This window comes from Rhizobium sp. Leaf306 (assembly GCF_001423425.1).
GTDB classification, from domain to species: Bacteria; Pseudomonadota; Alphaproteobacteria; order Rhizobiales; family Rhizobiaceae; genus Neorhizobium; species Neorhizobium soli.
The window spans coordinates 695,006-713,671 of record NZ_LMNX01000003.1; the positions used below are offsets into that span (position 1 = coordinate 695,006).

The 18,666-nt window shown below is 58.9% G+C and carries 14 protein-coding genes; 6 read left to right on the plus strand and 8 right to left on the minus strand.

The genetic code is table 11. The features are described 5' to 3' along the window. Nucleotides 1–152 precede the first annotated feature (152 nt). From ASG19_RS16580 to ASG19_RS16595, 4 genes are all read left to right on the plus strand, one after another. Nucleotides 153–1,331 (plus strand): amidohydrolase family protein, encoded by a 1,179-nt coding sequence (locus ASG19_RS16580; RefSeq protein WP_200933912.1) that lies wholly within the window; start codon nt 153–155, stop codon nt 1,329–1,331. A gap of 67 nt (nt 1,332–1,398) precedes the next feature. Then, entirely contained in the window at nt 1,399–2,397 is a 999-nt protein-coding gene (locus tag ASG19_RS16585) for an alpha/beta hydrolase (RefSeq protein WP_062459775.1), read from the plus strand. Continuing rightward, a complete protein-coding gene (locus ASG19_RS16590) occupies nt 2,384–2,827 on the plus strand; it encodes a DoxX family protein (protein ID WP_062459778.1) in 444 nt (147 codons plus the stop codon). Before ASG19_RS16585 ends, ASG19_RS16590 begins: the two co-directional genes overlap by 14 nt. A gap of 128 nt (nt 2,828–2,955) precedes the next feature. Beyond that, nucleotides 2,956–3,573, plus strand: a complete 618-nt coding sequence (locus tag ASG19_RS16595; RefSeq protein WP_062460469.1) for a hypothetical protein — start codon at nt 2,956–2,958, stop codon at nt 3,571–3,573. A gap of 17 nt (nt 3,574–3,590) precedes the next feature. Here ASG19_RS16595 and ASG19_RS16600 read toward each other — a convergent pair whose 3' ends face one another. The 3 genes from ASG19_RS16600 to ASG19_RS16610 form a co-directional block, all read right to left on the minus strand. Then, the gene (locus ASG19_RS16600) at nt 3,591–4,949 is read right to left on the minus strand and encodes a histidine kinase dimerization/phospho-acceptor domain-containing protein (protein WP_244476199.1); all 1,359 of its coding nucleotides are present in this window, start codon (nt 4,947–4,949) and stop codon (nt 3,591–3,593) included. Nucleotides 4,950–4,953: 4 nt separating this feature from the next. Further along, nucleotides 4,954–5,607 carry a response regulator gene (locus tag ASG19_RS16605; RefSeq protein WP_062459782.1) on the minus strand — a complete coding sequence of 218 codons (654 nt, stop codon included), beginning with the start codon at nt 5,605–5,607 and terminating at the stop codon, nt 4,954–4,956. A 181-nt stretch (nt 5,608–5,788) separates the two neighbouring features. Further along, on the minus strand, nt 5,789–7,459 hold the full coding sequence (locus ASG19_RS16610; RefSeq protein ID WP_348271494.1) for a phosphoethanolamine--lipid A transferase: 1,671 nt from the start codon (nt 7,457–7,459) through the stop codon (nt 5,789–5,791). A gap of 381 nt (nt 7,460–7,840) precedes the next feature. Between ASG19_RS16610 and ASG19_RS16615 the strand changes: the two genes are divergently transcribed. Continuing rightward, the gene (locus ASG19_RS16615) at nt 7,841–9,070 is read left to right on the plus strand and encodes a Xaa-Pro peptidase family protein (protein ID WP_062459788.1); all 1,230 of its coding nucleotides are present in this window, start codon (nt 7,841–7,843) and stop codon (nt 9,068–9,070) included. A 184-nt stretch (nt 9,071–9,254) separates the two neighbouring features. Beyond that, a complete protein-coding gene (locus ASG19_RS16620) occupies nt 9,255–11,363 on the plus strand; it encodes a carboxy terminal-processing peptidase (protein ID WP_062459790.1) in 2,109 nt (702 codons plus the stop codon). A 469-nt stretch (nt 11,364–11,832) separates the two neighbouring features. Here ASG19_RS16620 and ASG19_RS16625 read toward each other — a convergent pair whose 3' ends face one another. The 5 genes from ASG19_RS16625 to ASG19_RS16645 all read right to left on the minus strand — a co-directional run bounded on the left by ASG19_RS16625 (nt 11,833) and on the right by ASG19_RS16645 (nt 18,630). After that, nucleotides 11,833–13,761, minus strand: coding sequence for a methyl-accepting chemotaxis protein (locus ASG19_RS16625; protein ID WP_156466536.1), 1,929 nt, complete (start codon nt 13,759–13,761; stop codon nt 11,833–11,835). Nucleotides 13,762–14,197: 436 nt separating this feature from the next. Further along, the gene (locus tag ASG19_RS16630; protein ID WP_062459796.1) at nt 14,198–14,683 is read right to left on the minus strand and encodes a chemotaxis protein CheW; all 486 of its coding nucleotides are present in this window, start codon (nt 14,681–14,683) and stop codon (nt 14,198–14,200) included. A 1-nt stretch (nt 14,684) separates the two neighbouring features. Next, entirely contained in the window at nt 14,685–15,920 is a 1,236-nt protein-coding gene (locus tag ASG19_RS16635; protein ID WP_082476371.1) for an HD domain-containing phosphohydrolase, read from the minus strand. A gap of 11 nt (nt 15,921–15,931) precedes the next feature. Next, a complete protein-coding gene (locus ASG19_RS16640) occupies nt 15,932–18,124 on the minus strand; it encodes an ATP-binding protein (protein WP_062459799.1) in 2,193 nt (730 codons plus the stop codon). Further along, nucleotides 18,121–18,630 (minus strand): molybdopterin-dependent oxidoreductase, encoded by a 510-nt coding sequence (locus ASG19_RS16645; RefSeq protein ID WP_244476200.1) that lies wholly within the window; start codon nt 18,628–18,630, stop codon nt 18,121–18,123. The genes ASG19_RS16640 and ASG19_RS16645 overlap by 4 nt, the downstream gene beginning before the upstream one ends. Between the last annotated feature and the right edge of the window lie 36 nt (nt 18,631–18,666).

The following is an 18,666-nucleotide window of genomic DNA, read 5'->3' on the forward strand; positions in this document are numbered from 1 at the left end:
ACTGCGACATGGGATATTTGCATTGTTGGGTGATGGGCGAGTAACGACGTCTGGTCTTTGTGAAGCGGTTTACTCAGCGTGGTCTCATGAGCGTTGTCGGGCAGAGTACTTTTATCATCGACAATCTGAGATTAGCGGACGGTCGCCAAGGCATGTCGCTAAGTGTTTCGAACGGCGTGATAGTCGCGATCGGAGAGCAGACCGCACAGCTATCGTCGCCGCGTTTCGATGCTGGAGGGGTGCTGATCCTGCCGGGACTGACGGATGCGCATGTCCATCTCGACAAGGCGATGATCCTTGGCCGCTGCCCGCTGTGCGAGGGGACCCTTGCTGAAGCCGTTCGGCTGACGGCGCAAGCGAAACGCAGCTTTACCGCAGAGGATGTCGAAGCGCGCGGCGCGCAAGTCTTGGAATTGGCTGTGCGTGCGGGTACGCAGCGCATGCGCAGCTTCGTCGAGGTGGATCCACGCGCAGGTCTTCGAAGTCTGGAAGGTCTGCTGCGGCTGAAGCGCAGATGGTCGGGTCTCATCGACGTCCAGCTTTGCGCCTTCGTGCAGGAAGGCCTGACCAACGAGCCTGAAACCATCGACCTTCTTCACGAAGCCATGAGGATGGGTGCGGATCTGATTGGCGGATGTCCTTATACGGACCCTGATCCCGTTGCCCATGTCGAGCTCATCTTCGGCTTTGCCCGTCGTTACAACGTTGATGTCGACTTCCACGCCGACTTCGATCTCGATCCCGGAAATTCCATTTTGCCCGAGATCATCAGGCAGACCGAAGCCTTCGGCTGGGGCGGGCGTGTCACTGTCGGCCATGCAACGAAGCTTGCAGCCTTCGACCCTGACGAGCGTGAGAGGATGGCGCGGAGCATGGCCGAGGCCGGTATCGCTCTCGTCGTCTTGCCCGCGACAGACGCGTTTTTGAACGGATCGCGCGACAACCCGATGCGGCCGCGAGGCATCGCTCCGGCAGCCCAGATGAAGCGCTTCGGGGTGGATGTCGCGCTCGCCACCAACAATGTGCAAAACCCGTTCACACCGTACGGCGACGCCTCACTGCTTCGGATGGCAGGCCTCTACGCCAATCTTGATCAGCTCTCGACGGCAGCCGATATGCACAGCGTTTTCGAGATGGTGTCGACAGATGCGGAGAAGATCACCGGGATGCTGGCGCCACCGATCGCTGTGGGGGCGAAGGCCGAATTCATTCTTGTTGCTGCAGAAACGGCTGAAGATGCGATCCGCCGCAACGCGCCCGTCGTCGCCGCTGTCAAACGCGGCGTGTTGCGACTATGGGCGCCTCTTGCGCCTTTGATCATTCCGGACTGAAACTTTCCTTGTCCCGCGCGCGTAGTAGGAGCGAAATGCTCATTTCGGCGAAACGCATTGAGGACTAATGCAAAAGATTGTCTTGCTTCTGGGGTTTGCGCTCGCGGCGTTCGGCATCGTCGGCGCGCGGCAGGTGACGGCCGATGACCATGTGCCACAAGCGGTCCGGATCGATGTCGGCGGTTACAAACTCAACAGCGTTCTGATCGAGCCGGATAAAAAAGCGGATCTTCCCCCGATCGTTTTTCTCCATGGTGCGAGCACGAGCCTGAAAGATCCCCTCTTTTCGTTCAGGAAGACGTTGCAGGGCAGGGCGCGACTGCTGTTCGTCGACCGACCGGGACATGGCAGTTCCGATATAGGAAGCGAACAGAATATCCTTCCGGATGGCCAGGCTGATGCCGTCGCGCAACTGATGAGGAAGCGGGGGATCGGCAAGGCCATTATCGTCGGCCATTCCTTCGGGGGCGCCATCGCCGCAGCATTTGCAGTTCGGCATCCGGACATGGTGTCCGGTCTCGTCTTCCTGTCGCCGGCGGTCTACCCCTGGGACGGAAGCGTCGCATGGTATTATTCTGCAGCCACAGCCCCTGTCACGGGCCAGGTCTTCAGTGCGCTCGTCGTTCCACCGGTGGGGCTGCTGGCGATCAAGGGGGCGGCCAGCGCAGTCTTCTCTCCCAATCCTGTCCCAGCCGGCTATATTGCCGAGACCAATGCATTTCAGGCGCTGAGCCCAACCGCATTTCGCCATAATGCGCGGGAAATTTCGGCGCTTAGCGACTGGGCACGTACTGCCTCGCGACAATATCCGAAGATCAAGGCGCCGACCGTGATCATCACCGGTGATGCCGATGAGATCGTGTCTCCCGAAATCCATGCCAAACATCTGGCGCGCGATATCCGCGGCGCAAAACTGATCGTCGTCCACAAGCTCGGGCACAAGTCCGACTACATCGCGAGGGATCTGGCGGTGGCTGCCATGGAAAGCGTTGCGGGCCGACGCAAGGACTTAGCCTCCATTGCAAAGTCGGTGGAGCGACGGATAGCGGCAGATGCAAAGGATTGAACCCGCCAGGGAACGCGAGGGACAGGACCTGACCGTCTGGCGCCGTCGGTGCCGGTTGGGCCTCTTCCTGTTCTATGCCGCAGCGGGCGTCCTGCATATCACCGTGCCGCGGCCGTTTCTCAGCATCACACCCAGCTGGGTCCCTGATGCACCGGAGGTGATTCTTGTAACGGGCCTCTGCGAGATCGCAGGCGCGATCGGATTGCTTGTTCCGTGGTCGCGTCGGTATGCGGGCATTGGCCTGGCGCTTTACGCAGCCTGCGTGTTTCCTGCCAATATCAAGCACGCAGTTACCAGCCTGACTGCGCCAGATGCCTCGCAGTGGCAATGGCTTTATCACATGGTCAGATTGCCGTTGCAGCCTGTTCTGATCTGGATCGCCCTGTTTGCGGCGGGCATCGTCAGGTGGCCGATGAGGGCGAGGGGCTGATCTGTCGCCTCTGCGCGACAACAATTCCGCGCCGGCATCGTGCCGCGCTCGGCGAAGGTCGGAGGGTTTTCAACCCGAATCCACCGGCAGCACGACACGACCTCAAGGGTTTCAAAAAGGAAGAGACCATGTCCTCCATTTCCAGAACCGGCTTTACGATACTCTCAGGCGCACTGATCGCCGTCACGCTCGGTGTTTCGGCCTTTGCGGCAGACACCGTCCGGGTCCGCGGTACAGTCGAGAGCCTTCAAGGCAAGACCCTGTCTGTCAAAACCCGCGAAGGCACGAATGCCAAGATCACGCTCAAGGATGACTGGAAGGTGTCGAGCGTTGCCAAGGCCTCTATCGATGACATCAAGCCTGGTGACTTTGTAGGGATCGCCTCGCTGCCGACTGCCGATGGCGGTGATGGCGCTCTTGAAGTTCTGATCTTCCCGGCGGCGATGAAAGGCACCGGCGAAGGCAGCTACGCCTGGGATCTGAAGCCGAACAGCTCGATGACCAATGCGACGGTTGCCGATGCGGTCAAATCCGTCGATGGCCACACGGTCACCGTGACGTACAATGGCCAGGAGAAAAAGATCTCGATCCCTGAGGGCACCCCGATCGTGACGTTCGCGTCAGCAGTCGAAGCGGATATCAAGGCAGGCGCGACTGTGTTTGTGCCGTCGGAAAAGGCGGCCGATGGCTCCATGTCGAGCGGCCGGGTCGTTGTCGGCACCAACGGCGTCGTGCCTCCGATGTGAACGAGCTCGTCGATCGCCTAGAGATGGCGCAGTTCTATCCGCGCTTCGAAACCGTCGGAGCGTCCTGTCGCCGGAGATGCGAGGATCAACTGTCCGTTCATCTGACCGAGTAGTCGGTCCACAATTGAAAGACCGAGACCGGAGCCTTCGGCTTCGGTCCGGCCACGCCCGAAGCGCTTGCGAATGGCGGCAAGTTCAATCGCACTCATAACCGGCGATCCGTTGGTAATGCGCACTGGGCCACCATCCTCAAGAAACACCTCGACCGGTTTATCCGGCGTCCCGTGAATGAGTGCGTTTTCGATCAGATTGCGCAGCACGATCGCGAACCCGTCTTCGCTCACCGGCGCCGTCAGGCGCGCGCCAGTTGGATGGCGGAGGACCAGCCGGTCGGGATCGGCCATGCCGCGCTGAAAATCGGTCACCACCATGTCCAGAACACGACCGAGATCGACGGCGTGGTCGGCGAGGCCGATGCCCGCCTCCGCGCGAGACAGTTGCAGCATCTTTTCCGCAAGGTGGCTCAGTCGCGTCAGTGAGGCTTCAACCTGGTCGGCACGCCGGCGATGAGGGCTTCCCACAAGTTCGGCGACCAGCATCTGAGTCTGCGCCAGCGCGCCCGCAATCGGCGTTCTCAGCTCGTGGGCGCTGTTGGCGGTAAATTCACGCTCTGCATCAAGTGCTGTGCGCAGCCGCTGCATCAGCCGATTGACCGATGCGGCAATCGGCATCAACTCTTTCGGAAGCGCCGTCGCGTCGATCGGCTCGGTGTTGCCGCCGTCCTTGGTTTCGATCTCCTCGCGCAACGCACCGACGGGACGGACAGCTCGCCGCACCACGAACCAGATCGCCATTCCGCAGACGGGAATGAGCAGCAGAAGTGGCAGAAACAGTGCCATGGCGCCTTCGCGAAGCGCTTCTTCTCTGTTTTCGAAAGCGTCGGCGACCTGCACGAAGACACTCCGATCGCCATTCGCCGCGGTATAAAATTGATAGGTGTCGCTTCGCCACAGCCCTGCCTTCAGAGGCGCCTCGAAAGGTTCTGCCGGCGCATCATGGGAACGGATCAGGATCCGCCCGGCCGTGTCTCTCACCTGATAGATCAGGTACTCCCGTTCGCCGCTCGAACTCGCGGTCTGTAGTTGTTGGGGGGAGGCGCCGACGAGGCTGCGATGTTCAAGGTCGTCGACGGCAAGAGGAACCAGTCTCTCGGCCGTATCCTGCAGAGTGCCATCGAAAATTTCGGCGAGCTCCTCTTCCATCACAACCAGGCCGAGGCCCACGGCAAGCAGCCAGAGAAACGCCATCACCACGGTCAGCCACAAAATCAGACGCCGGGTCATGGAAGGCGCCGACTTGGAAAGAAGCATGCTCATCGATCTACCCTAGCCGATATCCAATTCCGCGCAGTGTTGTGATGTGGTCGCGGCCAAGCTTCTTGCGCAAGCGGCTGACATAGACTTCGACGGTATTGCTCTCGATTTCCGAGCCGAAGGCGTAAAGCGCTTCCTCGATCTGTGATTTGGAAACGACCGCACCGACACGAGACGACAGCGCGTCAAGCACGGCCCATTCCCGGCTGGAAAGTTCGATGACGGTGCCCGTTGCGGTAACGCGGCGGTCGGTCGCATCGATCTCGAGATCGCCCACGCGAAGAAGCGAAACCGGACGGCCGCTGTACCGGCGACTGACCGCCAACATGCGCGCCGTCAGCTCACCCAGGTTGAAAGGCTTCACGAGGTAGTCGTCTGCACCGCTGTTCAATCCTTCGATGCGATCTGAAATCTGGTCATGTGCCGTCAGAATGATTACCGGCGTGGTAATACCCTTGGCGCGCAGGCGTTTCAAAAGCGCGATGCCGCTGCCATCCGGCAGGCGCAGATCCAGAAGGACAAGACCGTAGCCGGTCGTCGAGAGGGCGCTCTCTGCAGCGTCAAGCGTCTTGGTCCAGTCGACGGCATGGTCGGCGCTCACCACATGGTCGCGCACCGCTTCCCCGAGTGTCACGTCATCCTCGACCAGAAGAACTCTCAAGCAGTCTGCTCCATCCCTTTGCCATTTCGCTTCGGCGATCCGGAGACGAGGATAGCCGGAAATCTCAGGAAGTGGAGCGACAATCGTGCGCACACAAGCGAAGCACGAGAGCCCTGTTGCCAACCCAGCAAACGATGTCGAGAAGAACTGTCTGAGCGGACTACCACCAGTGTCGAACGGGTCAGAAGTCTGCACGCGCGCTGGCAACGCCGCTACTGTCTCTCACCCGCCGGCATGATGCCATTACGTCAAGGTCCGGTTTGTAGCTCGAAGTCCGAACGGACATCATTCCGAGTACGGTGTGAAACAGATTGTCATGTGAGGCGGGTGCAGCCGCTCGGGAAGAGAGGCATTGCGGATCGGTCGTGGTTTTCAACTCCGACCCTTGCCACAGCACAAAGGGCACGTGGGTCTGCTGCGATGGCGCAACGACATACGGAGCGCCGTGCAGATAAAGGCCATGCTCACCGAGCGACTCGCCGTGATCGGACATGTAGATCATGGCTGGAGCGATGACGTCCTGACGCGCCTTCAGACTGTCGATAACCGACGCGAGGATGTGGTCCGTGTAAAGGATCGTGTTGTCATAGGCGTTGACGATCTCATCGGTTTTGCAATTGCCCAGTTCAGCATTGCGGCATTCCGGCTTGAAGCGGGCAAACGCCGTGGGATAGCGCTCAGAATAGGCGGGGCCATGACTTCCCATCTGATGGAGGACCAGGACGCTGTCGCCCTTGACTGTCGAGAGCCAGCCATCGAGTGCCGCGACCATCCCCTCGTCGAGGCACTCCCTGTCTTTGCAGTAGCGGGGATCGTTGGCATCGGAAAACGAGTGGTAGGCGGTACGGCTTGCAACGTTCTTGCTGCCGGTGTTGTCGTCCCACCATTCCGTTTTGACACCCGCGTGACCGAGGACGTCGAGCAGATTTTCATTCGCGAGGCCGGCACGATGGGAATAGCCGCGCCGTGTCAGGTTGGAAAACATGCAGGGCACGGAAACCGCTGTTGCCGTGCCGCAGCTTGATGTTTCCTTGAAGTAGGTAATGTCTCGGCGGGCGAGCTCCGGATTGGTGTCGCGGCCGTAGCCACCAAGCGAAAAATTCTCGGCACGGGCCGTCTCTCCGACAACGATCACCACGACGCGCGGTCGGCCGGAGGATGTCGGGGCAATGACGCGGGCATCGGTCCCGAGCGATTTCACGACGACGGTTTCGTCCTCGCCGGTCGCCATGGCAAAGCCGATGGCATTGCCGATCGGCACGAAGGGGTTAAGTGTCATCATCAGGTCTTTGTGGAGCCGCGTGACCGAGGCAATGCTGCGAGCGCTGCTCATTCCGCAGGCGAGCGCGACCAGCAGAAGTGGAACGATTGCCGCGCTGTTCCACAAGACTTTGCCGAAGAAAGGCCTGTGTTCGATCTTGACCCAGCAGACCAGGAGCGATGGCAGGATACCGAAAACAGCCATGTGCAGCACGAAGGCCGGTGTCAACAGATGCCCGGCTTCGGACGACGTCGTCTGGACGGCGTTGCGGATCATGTCGACGTCGATGATCGTTCCGAACCTGTCCATGAACCAGGAGCCCGCAGCAGCGCTCACGAAGAGAAAGACCAGAACCGGCTTCAGGACATACTTGAGCGACAACGATACGATCAACGCTGCGAAAAGGCATGCGAGACCGAGTATGAAGGCAGCAAAGGCGAGGTGACTGTCGAAATAGGCGAAAGCCCGCGTGAGAAACATCCGGTTGGTAAAGGCCGCCAGATAGAGCGCACCTGTCACAGCCAGGGTAACGCTACCCATCCGCGGGCGGAAGAAAGGAGGTGCGGTTCTGGACAGACTGTAGATCGGCACTGGTTGATCCTCGGCGAACTCGATTGCCACGGATTTGCATCGGATCCTGACACGCACCTGAATGCCCTAGACCAACGGCCACCCTTCAGCTGGGAGTCAGCTTCGTTCGTCATCATTGCCTGAGTGAGAAGCAACAAGGCCTATACTCGGTGAACAGTTTTCGTCTTCGGCCCGGTCTAATTTTCGTGGGCATATTCGTACTGATCGTTTGCTCGATCTCGCTGCTGCGCGATCCCCGGCACGTTCGCAATCCCCAGACGCTACCGGGATCGAACGTTCGACAAACACATATGCCGACGGGTTGAGCCACCGCATCTTGACCGGCCGATGTCCGGTGCGCCATGTCATGGGGTGCATCTTTACGGACGACGGGGACAGGCAGTGGGCGATATCGATCGGGACAGGGCAGAGCGATTGATGCAAGAGGCCGATCTTGACGGCCTGCTGCTATTCCAACCCGAGGCATTCCGCTACGCAATCGGCGCACCCGCTGGCGTCGCAACGATGTGGGGCAGGGCAGGGGCAGCAATCGCTTTTGTCCCCGCGGATGCGGGGCTCGCGCTTGCCGCCGTCGTCAGCGATCACGCCCTGCCAAGCATCCGCAAATCCGCACATGATGTCGAGTTGCGCAGTCATCGGATCTGGATCGACACCGTCGATACAACGGACGCCGGCTCCATCGCGCAAATCGACCAGTGCTATCGCCGAGGTGGGTCGTCGGGGGAAAGGCCTGAAACCTTTGATCGCGAAGTGTCCTTCGGCCTGCTGGGGGAACTGCTTCGTGAGCGCGGTCTATCTGAGGCCCGTCTTGGCGTTGACATGGAGTTCATGCCCGCCGCCGATTTTGCCGCGCTAAAGCACCATCTGCCCCGCGCCTTGTTGACCGATGGATCTGCGGTTCTGCGCCGCCTGCGCTCGGTGAAGACGCCGGTCGAGATCGCTCGATTGCGTCTTGCGGCCAATGCGGCAGAGGCAGGCATCGTCAGAATGGTCGAGGCCATACGGCCTGGCTCCTCTGTAAAATCGCTTTCCGACGCTTGGAAATCCGGCGCGAAGGCGTTCGCAATCGGGAAGGGCGTCAGCCTGTCCGGGTCATGGGACTACATCTCCGTTGGCCCGGATCTTTCAGACGCGAACGCAACGGTTGTTCCGGGTGCGCTCATCAAGGCAGATGTAGGAACGCTGGTGGAGGGATATTCTTCCGATAGCGCACGAACCTTCGTCTATGGCGAGGCGTCGCCGCTCGCGAACGATCTCGACAAGATCCTCCTCGAGGCATTTGAAGCGGGCCTCGAGCACATCCGGCCCGGCAATACATTCGGCGCGGTGCATCGGGTTGTCACGGCCGCCATCCGTCGTGGGGGATTGAGCGAATATCATCGTGGGCATTTCGGGCACTCGGTCGGCGGCAGTGCCGGCATCGAGGAATGGCCATTTTTCTCGATGGGAAATGAGGAACTGATCCAGCCGGGCATGGTGGTGGCGCTCGAGACGCCCTTCTACGGGAATGGCTTTGGTGCCCTGATGATCGAGGACCAGTTCCTTGTGACCTCTGACGGCACGGAATGCATGAATAGATTGCCGCGCGGTCTTCAGAAGATCATGCATTGAAGCCTGACGACCGAACGCCCGCGAACGGCATTCTTCAGAAATCAGGGGCCCTCCGCGCACGCCGTTCGTCCTGGTTCTTGCGATGGACACGCAATATTGCACACCCAGACAGTTGCCAAAACTCGATCATTGTTGCACCACCATTGCGCAAAACGAACCGACATCGCAATTGGAACATAGCGGAATGCGTCTGAGATATTCTTTCCTTGGTCTACTTCTTGCCATCGCACCAGCAGCCTATGCCTTGGAACCGGGCACACCCCCCGTCCTCGCTCCGCTCGATCGGCAGGCACAGGCGGCCAATATCAGCGCACAGTTTCTCGGCCGCTACAGCTACAAGCCCGTACCGCTGGACGACGCGCTGTCGGTCAAGATCATGAACAGCTTCATCAAGTCGCTGGATCCGGACCGGAGCTTTTTTCTCAAATCCGATATCGACAGCTTTGCCGCGAACAGCAAGAAGATCGACGATGCGATCGAGGACGAGGATCTGAAGCTTCCCTTCTCGATTTTCAACGTTTATTCGCAGCGCGTTTCAGAGCGCCTGACCTATGCACGTGAGTTGCTGAAGCAGGGTTTCGACTTCACCCAGCGGGAAGAGTATTCCGTGCTACGAGACGACGCGCCGTGGCCGCAGTCGCAACAGGAAAGCAACGACCTGTGGCGCAAGCGTGTGAAAAGCGACTGGCTGCGCCTGAAACTGGCAGGCTCCCAAGACGCGACGATCCGCGAGACGCTCGACAAGCGCTACCAGAACGTCCTTGATCGGACCTACCGTTATAAGAGCGACGATGTATTCCAGTCTTTCATGGCTGCCTACACGACGTCGGTTGACCCGCACACGGACTATTTCGGGGCGAGGGCAGCGGCTGAATTTGACATCTCCATGAGCCTGTCTCTCGTCGGTATCGGCGCGGTTCTGCAAGAACGCGACGGTTACACCACGATCCGTGAACTCGTGCCTGGCGGCCCGGCGCAACTCTCCGGCAAGCTCGCTGTCGGCGATCGCATCGCAGGCGTTGCGCAAGGTGAAGATGGCCCGATGAAGGACGTCGTGGGTACGCGCCTCGACGAAATTGTGCAGATGATCCGTGGCGCGAAGGATTCTGTCGTCCGTCTGGACGTGCTGCCTGCAGATACCGGTGAGACCGGAAGCCACCGGGTTATCAGCCTCGTGCGCGACCGGGTTAGTCTCGAAAAACAGGCGGCCCAGAAAAGCATTATTCCGGTCGAGGACAAAGGTGTCGCCCGCCGCATCGGCGTGATCACTCTGCCTGCCTTTTACGAGGACTTCGAAGCGAGACGCAAAGGCGAGAAGAACTACAAGAGCGCCAGCCGCGATGTCGCCAAGCTGCTCGTTGAACTCAAACAGGAAAGCGTTGATGGCGTCCTGATTGACCTGCGTGATAACGGAGGCGGATCCCTGTCTGAAGCGATTGAACTCACCGGGCTCTTTGTCGGCAAGGGACCGGTCGTGCAGCAGCGCGATGCCAAGGGTAAGGTTGAAATCCTGAAAGACGATCGGTCTGCTCCCGCTTGGGCGGGCCCGGTCGGCGTGCTCATCAACCGCGGTTCGGCTTCGGCCTCCGAGATCTTTGCTGCAGCTATCCAGGATTATGGTCGAGGCGTTGTGATCGGCGAGCCCAGCTTCGGCAAGGGAACCGTGCAGACCGTCGTGGATCTCGATCAGGCGACGCGCAGCAGCGAATCGAAATACGGCGAATTGAAACTGACCATCGCCCAGTTCTTCCGCGTCGATGGCGGTACGACCCAGCTTCGCGGTGTGACGCCGGATATCAACCTCCCGGGCCTTTCTGACCCGAAGACGCTGGGTGAGGCGAGCTATGACAATGCCCTGCCATGGACACGTATCAAGCCTGCCAAATATGCCGCAGTCGGAAATGTCGCATCGGTTCTGCCACAACTGCAGACCCAGCACGAAGCCCGAATCAAGGATGACCCGGATTTCCAGCGGTTCATCGAGGACGCTGCCGAACTGAAGCAGCAGCGCGAGAAAAAGGTCATCTCGCTCAACGAGGCCGAACGCCGGGCAGAACTCGCAGCCGTCGCCAGTCGTCTGAAGGCTCGCGAGCAGATCAACAATGGCCTGGTCGGCAGCGAAGACGATGGTCTGCAAGCAAATGAACGTAGCTTGAGTGCTGAGATCGCTCTTGAGGATGCGCGCAAGAATGCCAAGGACGTCCTGAAAAACGAGGCGTCTGCGATTGTCGCCGATCAGGCGACCTTGCTGCAAGACAGCAATGCACAGCCCGGGCGCGCCAAGCGGAACTAGTCACCAGCGGGCTGCGGGGTCGTCGGGGTTCAAGTGAACCTTACGACGGTCATTAGAGCAACTTCGAATGACGTCGACAGCGCGCGGTATCGATACCGTGCGCTGTCGTCAAAGCGAAGGGGAGATGCAGTTTCAGCGACGTGGAAAATCCGAGCCGCCCAACAGAGAGCATCAACCAGTTATCAGATAATATGCATTATGGAACCAACGGATATTGATGGCGTGTAGCAGGCTTAGCGGCCTTGGCTGAGACGGTAGATACGTCCGCTACGGTTCAACGCGCCGCCTCTGAAGCGCCGATATCAGCACGCCATTTCCGGCTATCTTTGCCGACGCGTGAGAGACGAAGCGAGAGAGACGAAGCGTAACAAAGCAGTGGCCGCGGGTTTAAAAAATGCAAATCCTAGTTCAGCCGCGACCATCGGTAGCTTGTAATCCCGGCCGACCTGGGAGCCTTACCAGACCGCGGCTAAAACTCCTCCCACGCCTCGGCGACAGCAGCACTTGTTGGAAAAGAGCTGTTCACTCTCGCCATCAGCTTTCTGGCTGGGGACGGCATATGGGGCGCGCCGTTGGCGTTTCCGGTTCGAGGTTGAAGGTCATGTCCTTTGCTCAACGTGAACCGACCAATCATGGTGAAAAGGTTATCTGCTTCGCGGGCAAGGCTGTTGCTGGCTGCAGTCGATTGTTCGACCATGGCCGCATTCTGTTGCGTGCCCTGGTCCATCGTATTGACCGCCGTATTGATTTCCTTGAGCCCGACCGCCTGCTCCTTGGCCGCCTCGACGATGGCGGTGACATTGACGCTGACGTCCTGGACGCGGGAGACGATCTCAGTGAGCGATTTTCCGGTTTCTGCAACAAGCTGAACCCCGTTTCGAACCTGCTCGCCTGACGTGTTGATCAGGGTTTTGATCTCCTTCGCCGCCTTTGCAGAGCGTTGAGCAAGTTCACGGACCTCCTGCGCGACGACGGCAAATCCCTTTCCGGCCTCCCCGGCGCGCGCCGCCTCGACGCCGGCATTCAATGCCAGCAGATTTGTCTGGAAAGCGATATCATCGATGACCCCTATGATATTGACGATCTCGTTCGACGAGCGCTCGATTTCGCCCATTGCCGAAATCGCTTTTCGCACGACATCGCCAGATTTTTCGGCACTGTCCTTTGTCTCGGTGACAAGGCGGCCAGCGGCTTCGGCACGCTTGCTCGATCCGGCAACGGTGGTCGTGATCTGCTCAAGGGCAGCAGCCGTTTCTTCAACAGAGGCAGCCTGTTGCTCGGTGCGCTTCGAAAGATCATTGGCGGCCGACATGATCTGGTTGGAACCCGCCGCGATCGTCTGCGCGTTCTGGCCGACAGTGCGCAAGGTCTGCTCGAGGCGTTCCATGGAGCTGTTGAAGTTCGTCCTCAACACATCAAGCTGCGCAACGAATGCTGCATCGATCCGATGCACGAGGTTCCCATTCGCAAGCTGATCGAGACCATGTTTCAGGTTATCGACAGCGAACTCCATCGCTTCGGCTTCCGCGGCTCTGATCCGGTCGCGTTCAATACGCTCCCGCTCCGAAACGCTGCGGTTTGCATCGGCCTCGGCCTCCAGACGAGCTCGATCTTTCGCACTTTGCCTGAAGACACCAACGGCGCCTGCCATTGTGCCGATCTCGTCGCGGCGGCCCTCTCCGAAGATGCGCACGTCAAGTTTGCCGTCCGCCAACTCGGTCATGGCCCTCGTCATCTCGGTCAACGGCCGAATAACCGCAGAACGAACCGTCCACACCGAAATCACCACGACGATAAGACCCGCGAAGGCAATGATCGCCATGACCAATGTCAGGCCAGCCTTCATCTCCTTTCCTGTCGCGAGCGTTTCGGCTGCGACACGAAGCTGAAGCTTCACCAGTTCGTCGATTGGACCACCAAGCGGATCGATTGTCGGATAAAGATCGGCGTCGGCGAAGCGTCCCAAGGCATCCAGATCGCCGGATGCAATCAGGGTCAGCAGGCCTTTCAGCTTTGCATCGGCCGCTGAGCGAGACGCCTCGAAGGTCGTAGCGATCGCCGACTCTTCGGCTGTCATCTTCGTGTTGCGATATTCGCGCCATCGCAGGTCGATCACCTTCATGGCGGTCTCGATGTTTTCGGTCGCCTGCCGGGCTGTCACCGTTCTCGCGCGGGCCTTGTGGACCGTATCGACGATGTTTACCGCGTAACTGTCGGCGACCTGCTTCAACTGTGCCAAGGGGATAACGCGATCTTCAACGATGGAATTGGCAAGTTTGCCTTCTTCGTCGAGTGCATAGAAAGCAAAACCAGCCATCAACAGTAGCGCCGTAGCAAGGACGAAAAGACAGGCTAGAAGCTTTGTTCGTATTAACATTTTCAACCTCTCATCGGGCATCGACCCGCCACCGGCACAACGGGCCGGAAGTCAGTATGGTCGCAGATTGTGGATTTTGGAAAAACTGACCGTATGCAGTGGCAAGGCGTCTTGCTCGCCGGTACCGCAGGGGTCGATCGGAAAAGGAATTCTAGACGATTGGCCCAAACTAAAATTGTTGCCGTTTACCGGGCAGTGCAAATCCTGAAATCGGTCTCGCGCTGACAAAAGACGAGCGCCTACCCACTCCCTCGATTTGTAGGGCAGATTCGTTAAACTGTGGTTACGATGCGAAAATCAGCAATTCGTCTTAATCAAATACTCATACGTTGTGCGATTGAGGCGTAAGTTGCGTTTCAGGTTGTACCTGCTTCCGCAAGCCAAGTTTGGTCGTGCACCGAACTGTCATCTGACAGTCACGGAGCGTCTAGGCGGATGCGTGCGAACGGCGCAGCTATCAGGCGGCGATGAGGCCGGCGGTATTCAAACCTTCGAACATTCGTTCCAGGTTCAGAAAACAGATCATTCCTGTGGGCTGGACGATGATGCCGTCGGAATAGCTCGTCGCGGCACCCGCGTTCATGTCAGGCACAGGCTGCATGTTTTCGACGGGAATCGTGAGGATGTCCGAGACCCGGTCGACAACAAGACCAAAGGCCATTCCGTGGACTTCCGCCACGACGATCGCACTCCGCTCATTGGGTTCGGTACTCCGCATACCGAGCTTGCAGGCGAGGTCGATGATCGGAATCACTGCACCGCGGAGGTTCATCACTCCCAGAACCTCTCTGGGTGAATGCGGGATCGGCGTCGCGGGGCCCCAGCCGCGGATTTCGCGGATCGTCACCGTCCTGACGCAGAACTCCTGGTCGTGAAGGCGGAACGCGATGATTTCCAGGGTCTCACCGGAACGTGCAGAATTGGAAGGATGCAAAGTGTTCATTTCATCGTCCTTGCAAAGCGGTCGGTTGATTTTCGAGTTCGTAGTTCTGTGTTGTTGGTGACGTCATCATTGCAACAGTCAGTGGACCGTCATTTTTCTCCACGCGGGCATCGCTGATTGCGCGGCGGCAGCGTTCAAAGGATTCCTTCGACTGCGAGCACCCAGCGTGAACCGGGATGCAGCTTGTAGGCACTGAAAGCAGGCTTTCCCTGCGATCGGTCTCCATGATTTCGAGAATGACGGACAATGCCTTGTCGAAGGCAGCGACGCAGCGGGGGTCGAAGTGGCTCCCCGATCTTTCACGTATGTGTGCTACGGCGCGATCCACGCTCCACGCCTCTTTGTAGGGCCTTGCGGTCGTCAACGCATCGAAATTATCGGCAATGGCGACGATGCGGCCGGAAACCGGAATGGTCTCACCCGAAAGACGGAACGGGTACCCCTGCCCGTCCCAGCGTTCATGATGACTGCCAGCAATTTCGGCAGCAAGCTGCAGAAGACTCGACTTCGATTCCCGGAGAATATCGCAGCCGACGACCGTATGTCGCTGCATGGCCGCGAACTCCTGTTCGGTCAGCTTGCCGTTCTTCAGGAGGACGGCATCGGGAATGGCGACCTTTCCGATATCGTGCATCGGCGAGGCAAGCCTGATGTCGGAACAAGCCCGCGCCTCCATGCCGTAGGCCCGCGCGATTGCTTCGGAATAAAGGCCTACGCGCCGCGTGTGCCGGGCCGTCTCGAAGTCCTTGTAGCTTGCTGCAATCGTCAAGCGGTCAATGATTTCCTCCTCGCGGGCACGCAGCTCGACGACCGCTTTCTCGACCTCGATACGAAGCCACTCGGCCTTGTCAGCAAGCTTGTTGCGCGCGTCCACGAGGGCGACCAGGTTCTTGATCCGGGCCTGGAACTCCAGCGGGTTCACGGGTTTCGTCAGAAAGTCGATCGCGCCTGCATTGAGCGCCGCCATGCGCGTCGCCGTATCGGTATCGGCCGTGACAAATACCACGGGCTTGTCGCGGTAATTCTCGAAGCGAACAAGTTCGGTCAACAGCTCGATGCCGCTGTAGACAGGCATCTGGAAATCGATGACCGCGATGTCGAATTCGAGCGCCGGGGCATCTGCCAGCACGTCTTCGGGGTGAAGATAGGGAATGGCGACGCAGTCCGGCAGTTTCTCGACGAGTCTCGTCAGGAGAGAGAGGTTCGTTTTATTGTCGTCGACAAGTAGAATGCGCATGTGAACGTCCCTTATGCGACAAGGAGCTGCCTGTAGCGGGTGACTGTGTCTTCAAGGTCTGCAAGTACGGTTTCGGTGATTGATGCATGACGGAGGTCCTGAGACCGGTCAGCCACGTCTTGAAGACCGACGCTGCTTGCTGCGCCCTTCAGAGTGTGCAGCAGATGATCGGTATGACGGTGGTCATTGACGGCCAAGGCGGAGTGAAGATCTGTGAGGAGTAGGCTTGCGTCTTCGAAAAAGCTCGACAGGAGTTCGTCGAACGTCTCTTCGCCCAGTGCTTCCACGATCTCCAACCGCCGGGTTTCGAACGCGTTATCGATGCTCGGACTTTGGATAGGCTCCACAGCAGTTTCCGCAGCCGCCTCCAGAGACCCGATGATACCCCGAAGCTGATGCATCGAGACCGGCTTCGACTGGAACCCCGTCATCCCCGCCTCCTCGCAAAGCCGCCTGTCGTCGTCAGAAGCATTCGCGGTCATCGCGATGATGGGAGCGTTCCGGCTAAGGCCGTTGGAAGCGCGAATTTGCTTGGTAGCCTCTATGCCGTCCAGCCTCGGCATCTGCATGTCCATGAGGACGAGATCGAAGCGGGTCGTCTCCGTCAGTTTGACGGCTTCCAGCCCGTCGTTCGCGATCGTGACCAACTGGCCGAGATGGGCGAGAAACCCCGCCGCGACCTGCTGATTGATCACGTTATCCTCGACAAGAAGGATATTCCATGACTGAAACTGTTGGGGCGCGGCCTTTGCCGCCAAGGCGTCGACAAGACCCTTCTCGGCCGGGTTGGCAGGGATTACGAACCAAAAGATGCTGCCCTCGCCTTTGCGGCTGTTGACACCTATTGTTCCCGACAGCGCCTCTACGATCTGCTTGCAGATGGTCAGTCCCAGTCCCGTACCACCGTATTTCCGGCTGATAGACGCATCGACCTGCGAGAACGGCTGGAATAGCTTGCCAAGACCTTCACCGTCGATCCCGATGCCTGTATCTTCAATCTCAAACCTCAGCTGTGCGTCTTGCGGATCGCCAATCTCCAGCACGCGCAACGTGACGGTGCCCTCGCTCGTGAATTTGATGGCGTTGCTCAACAGGTTGAGAAGAACCTGACGCAGACGGGTGGGGTCCGATGATATGACCGGCGTGGTGAACGAGGTCGGCAGTTCCAGCGCAATGCGATTTCCATGTTCAGTTGCTCTGTCTCGTACCATTTCGACCGTGGCTGTGACGACGGCCCGAACGTCAACCGCGCGGGTCTCGACGTCCAGTTTTCCGTGTTCGATCTTTGCGAAGTCGAGGATTTCGTTGATGATTTCGAGAAGAGCCTGACCAGAACGCCTGATGGTCTGCAGGCCAGGGGCAACTGACGGCGGTAGCGGAGACAACTCCAGTAGTTCCGCAGTTCCGAGAATGGCGTTCAAAGGTGTGCGGATCTCGTGTCCCATCGTGGCCATGAACTGGGACTTGGCGCGGTTCCCGGCTTCCGCCGCGAGATATGACTCCTTCAGCTGGTTCGAAATCGCCTCCAGGCTGAGACCGGCAAGCTGAACTGACTTGAGCTGACGTCGCAGCGTAAGAATGAGGAATACCACGCAGCAGACAAGAAGTGCGACGAGACCCGCCGATTTCATCTGAAGGTCAAGGACTGCGTCCCGAGCCTCAGCCCGTTCGATGCTGACGGTGCTGTTCGTATAGAGAAGCAGTTTTTCCGTATTCTCTACCAGCCTCTCAAACTCTGAATCTGCTGTCTCTAGCTGCACCGGATCCACGGGGTCGCCTGCGGCCAGTCTGTCGAAAACGGCGCTGCGACCGAACACCGCGTCGCGAATGGCAGTGACCTGCTCGGCAACAGCCGCATCCACTTTGAACTTCGTCTCGAACGAGGTTTTGTCGAGAATATTCATTCGCGAGTACAGAATGTCGTAGCGCGTCCCGAGAGCCTTGATGCGCTCCGGAGTCAGGTCGTTTTCGACGAGCATGATGTGCAGGGTCTCGTGCAACCGGCGCGCTTCCCGGTCGAGCTGGTAGACGGACCACAAAGCGTTCTCGCGAATGCCGTCCTGCAGGGCGGAGTATTTCCTTGAGATATCGGCAAACAGAAAAACGAGGCCCAGCAACAGCAACACGGCAAAGCACTGCAGCACGACGGTCGCCTTGCTGGCTTTCCGGATGATATCGCCACTCTGCTGGGCGGCAGTGATCATTCAGTGACCTCGATATCCTTGATCTGCCAGACCGACCGGGAGAAGTATTTCTCGTTGAACAGACCTTGGTCCTTATCGAAAGGATACACGAGGAAGAGCGGGCCCTTGTCGCGGACAGACATCAGCTTGCCGTCCATGCGCGTGGCGAGCATTGTGTCGAGCGAGGTTGCATCTTCCATCGGCAGGTCAGCGGCATAATCGTTGAGCGCAATGACCTTGAGCTTGGTGCCATGGGCCCCCGCTGCCTCGAGTACAGACCGCAGAAGCGGGCCGGAGAACTTGACCACGCCTTCGGTCCAAGGGGTCTCCATTTCACCCGTGCGGCCCGCAAGGGCTTCGAGCATAGGCATGTCGAACTGGGCTTTGCCACCGACGTTGGGATGATCGAGCTTGGTGCCAGTCACCGTAAGCACCACCTTGCCTTTCGGCAAGTCAAGCGCCGTCGCCTGAAGAGGAAGCAGCGCGCCGGCGACAATGACGGCTGCGATCATGATGCGGTTTATCACTTGAAACTCCAAGATACGAAGTACACTCGCGGCGCG